Origin of the sequence: Mycobacterium sp. (genome assembly GCF_049802695.1) — a bacterium.
Lineage (GTDB): Bacteria > Actinomycetota > Actinomycetes > Mycobacteriales > Mycobacteriaceae > Mycobacterium.
Window position 1 is genome coordinate 1 of the sequence record NZ_JBARMY010000425.1, and the last position, 4049, is coordinate 4049.

The 4049-nt window shown below is 65.3% G+C and carries 3 protein-coding genes and 1 pseudogene; all 4 read left to right on the forward strand.

The window, feature by feature from the left end:
- A partial coding sequence (locus WA317_RS17210) for a TldD/PmbA family protein (RefSeq protein WP_425174182.1) occupies positions 1-1496 on the forward strand: 1496 nt, incomplete at its 5' end.
- Positions 1493-2863, forward strand: a complete 1371-nt coding sequence (locus WA317_RS17215) for a metallopeptidase TldD-related protein (protein WP_425174183.1) — start codon at positions 1493-1495, stop codon at positions 2861-2863. The genes WA317_RS17210 and WA317_RS17215, both read left to right, overlap by 4 nt.
- Positions 2864-3391: 528 nt before the next feature.
- Positions 3392-3502, forward strand: a pseudogene (locus WA317_RS17220) (carboxymuconolactone decarboxylase family protein); the annotation flags it as partial.
- A 130-nt stretch (positions 3503-3632) separates the two neighbouring features.
- Positions 3633-3809 carry a hypothetical protein gene (locus WA317_RS17225; protein ID WP_425174184.1) on the forward strand — a complete coding sequence of 59 codons (177 nt, stop codon included), beginning with the start codon at positions 3633-3635 and terminating at the stop codon, positions 3807-3809.
- Positions 3810-4049 lie beyond the last annotated feature (240 nt).

Here is a 4049-nt window from a genome sequence, read left to right on the forward strand (position 1 = left end):
ATTCGGACTTCCTCAACCTGCCCCGCCAGGAGCTGGCCGACGCCGCGCTGTCCGCGGCTACCGCGGCCGGGGCGAGCCACGCCGACCTGCGGGTTCACCGCATCACGACCGAAACCATCCAGTTGCGCGACGGCGAGCTGCAAGCCTCCGTCGTCGACCGCGAACTCGGGTTGGCGGTGCGGGTCATCGTCGACGGCACCTGGGGCTTCGCGTCACACGCCGAGCTGGCCACTGATGTGGCGGCTGACACCGCGCGGCGGGCCGTGCAGGTGGCGACCACTCTCCAGGCGCTGAACGGTGAGCGTGTCGAGCTTGCGGCCGAACCGATCTACACCGACGCCACCTGGGTGTCGAACTACGCCGTCGACCCATTCGACGTGCCGAGCGCGGATAAGATCGCTTTGCTCGGGGACTACTCGGGCAGGTTGCTGGCTTCTGACGGAATCGATCACGTGTCAGCCGGGCTGATCGCGGTCAAGGAGCAGACGTTCTACGCCGACACCTTCGGCTCATCGATCACCCAGCAGCGGGTGCGGCTGCTATCGCGGCAGGAGGCGGTGACGCTGATCGGCGGGGGCGGCGGATTCGGCTCGATGCGCACGCTGGCGCCGCCGATGGGCCGCGGCTGGGAGGTCTTGGCCGGTGACGAGGTGTGGAATTGGTCCGACGAGCTTGCACAGCTGCCGTCGCTGCTGGCCGAGAAGGTCAAGTCACCGAGCGTGCCGGCCGGTCCGACCGATCTGGTGATCGATCCGACCAACCTGTGGCTGACAATTCACGAATCCATCGGTCACGCAACCGAATACGACCGCGCGATCGGCTACGAAGCGGCCTATGCCGGGACGTCATTCGCCACGCCGGACAAGCTCGGTAGCTTGCACTACGGTTCGCCGGTGATGAACGTGACCGCCGACCGCACCGTCGAATATGGTTTAGCGAGTGTCGGTTACGACGACGAGGGCGTGGCCGCCCAAAGCTGGGATCTGGTGCGCGACGGGCTGTTCGTCGGCTATCAGCTCGATCGGGTGTTCGCGCCGCGGCTCGGCAAGGCGCGGTCCAATGGCTGCTCGTATGCCGATTCGCCGCATCACGTTCCCATCCAGCGGATGGCCAACGTGTCGCTGCAGCCCAGCCCTGAGGACCTGAGCACCGACGACCTGATCAGCCGGGTCGAGGATGGCATCTACATCGTCGGCGACAAGTCGTGGTCAATCGATATGCAGCGGTATAACTTTCAATTCACCGGCCAGCGGTTCTTCAAAATCAGAAATGGTCGGCTGAACGGTCAGCTGCGCGACGTCGCGTATCAGGCCACCACCACCGATTTCTGGAATTCGCTGGAAGCCGTTGGGGGTCCGTCGACGTGGCGGCTGGGCGGTGCGTTCAACTGCGGTAAGGCCCAGCCCGGCCAGGTGGCCCCGGTCAGCCACGGCTGCCCGTCGGCATTGTTTCGTGGCGTCAACGTGCTCAACACTCGCGCCGAGGTCGGCTTGTGATCAGCGCCCAGCTGGCGATCGAAATCGCCCTGGGCGCTGCCCGTTCGGCTGGCGTGGACGAGACGATTGTGCTGATCACTGATCGGTCGGAGGCCTCGCTGCGCTGGGCGAACAACTCGATGACCACCAATGGGCAGTCGAGCAGCCGCACCACCACGGTGATCTCTTTTGCCCACCAAGGCGACACCGTCCGCGTCGCCTCGCTGAAGTCGGCTGAGGTGGACCCGGCGCTCATTCCGGGTTTGGTGGCTGCATCGGCAGATGGGGCCCGCTCAGCTCCCGACGCCCGAGATGCCGCGCCGCTGTTGACCGGTACCGATGTGCCCGACGACTGGGATGCGCCGGTGCCCGCGACGGGCGCCGAGGTTTTCGGTGATGTCGCCGGCTCGTTGAGCCGTGGTTTCCAGGGTGCTGATCAGTTGTACGGCTTTGCTTATCACCGCTTGGAGACGACGTTTCTGGCATCGTCGACGGGGCTGCGGCGGCGCTACACTCAGCCGACCGGAACGGTGGAGATCAATGCTAAACGCGACGGCGCCAGCGCGTGGACCGGTATCGGCACGCCCGATTTCATTGCGGTACCCACGGACTCGCTGCTGGAGCAGCTGTCCACGCGGCTTGGCTGGGCGCAGCGGACGGTAAGCCTACCGGCCGGGCGCTATGAAACGATCATGCCGCCGTCGACGGTGGCCGACATGATGATCTATCTGGGCTGGACGATGGGCGGCCGCGGCGCGCAGGAGGGCCGCACCGCGCTGTCGGCCCCCGAGGGCGGAACCCGAGTGGGGGAGCGGCTTACCGACCTGCCGCTGACCTTGTACTCCGACCCTTTTGCGGCGGGCCTGCAGTCGTCGCCGTTCGTGGCGGCCAGCAGTTCGTCGGAGACCGTGTCGGTGTTCGACAACGGGATGGACATCAGCCGGGTGGACTGGATACACGATGGGACGATCAACGCGCTGGCCTATCCGCGTGCTTCGGCAGCGGAATTTCAGGTGCCGGTTGCGGTGGCCGCCGACAATGTGCTGATGACCGGCGGCACAGCAAGTTTGGACGAACTGGTTGCCGGCACTGAGCGCGGCTTGCTGCTGACCACACTGTGGTACATCCGCGAGGTCGACCCGACGACGCTGCTGCTGACCGGGCTGACCCGCGACGGTGTGTACCTGGTCGAGGACGGCGCAGTGACGGCCGCGGTCAACAACTTCCGGTTCAATGAGAGTCCGCTGAACCTGCTGCGGCGCGCGAGCGAGGCCGGGGTCAGCGAGGTGACGCTGCCGCGGGAGTGGGGCGATTACGCGACCCGCGCGGCGATGCCATCGCTGCGGATTCCGGACTTTCACATGTCGTCGGTGAGTCAGGCGCAGTGACGCGGGTGAACTGACGCCGCTGGAGAATCCGGCTACGCTTCCGCCATGTCGGAGCACCTGCGCATGGATACCACTGCTGTGCAGACGATGGCCAGCAGGTGGGGCGCTGGTCAGCGAACTGAACGCTTCGGCGGGTCCTGCTCAGCTCGGGCTGTCCTGTCAGGCGAGCGGCGCGGCAGTGGCAGCCTTGGCTCAAGCTCACCGAAAGGGGCACTGACGTCGCGACAGCAATCGATGCCAAAGGCTGAAGTGCTCTGGACGCAGGAGTGGCCGAAACGTTGTAGGCGATGCGGCTACGCGCCAAGGGACGTCGGTGGCAGCAACTGATTCGCTTCGACGAAGCTCGCATTCCCCAAGATCGTCCTGGATAGCACGTCCGCAACTGGCGTCTAGATAAAGGGCGGACTTGCCGACGCTTTTGCCGGCCCCACTGACGACAGAGCGGGTCCGGTTGCGCGGCGCAACGCAGCGCAACTGTCGGTCGCCCAAGCCGATGCGCGAAGCCTCGGTGCTGACGAAGTTTAAACGCACTTCTCCGACGTCGAGGCCGTCGAGTTGACGTTCGACGTGATGCGAAATGTCAGCAACAAGATCGCCGTCGCATTAGGCGGCGACGCTCCGCAGGTAGAAGGCAACTAGCGGTACCGCATCGGCGCGGATGGTCAGACAGTGTTCACCTGACGAACAGGCGCGGTGCCGCCCGGCATGCAAGCATGATTGCCGATGCTTGACGGGCGATGACCAGCGAAAAGGCGGTGCCAGCGGAACCATGACAGCAAAGCAATCGCAGCACGATGCCGCAGAGTCGTTGTTCGGGGCGATCATCGCCATCCTCGACAAGCACGCGGCCGCCCATACTCTGACCGAGCAGGTAGTGGAGGAACTGGCCCGCGCCTATGCATCAGTGGCGACCAGCGTCCCCGACCAAGGGCCGCTGGGGGCGTAACTCTGTCTCGGGCTTCAATACCGGTTTGCGGGCTTCACTCTGACGGCCGACGTGCCACCACACCACCCATGAACAGGCGGGCGTTACTCTCTACCTCAGGCAGAGGGTCCTCCCGACGTGGTATTCCCCACTGGTGCCGTGCGCCGGGGCCGTCTGCAGCTAGGTAACTAAGGGGCGGTAGCTCAGTTGGTTAGAGCCGCGGACTCATAATCCGTTGGTCGCGGGTTCGAGCCCCGCCCG

Bases quoted from the DNA above. Each gene is read 5' to 3' on its own strand.
- WA317_RS17225 (WP_425174184.1), top strand. From the start codon at position 3,633: ATGACAGCAAAGCAATCGCAGCACGATGCCGCAGAGTCGTTGTTCGGG.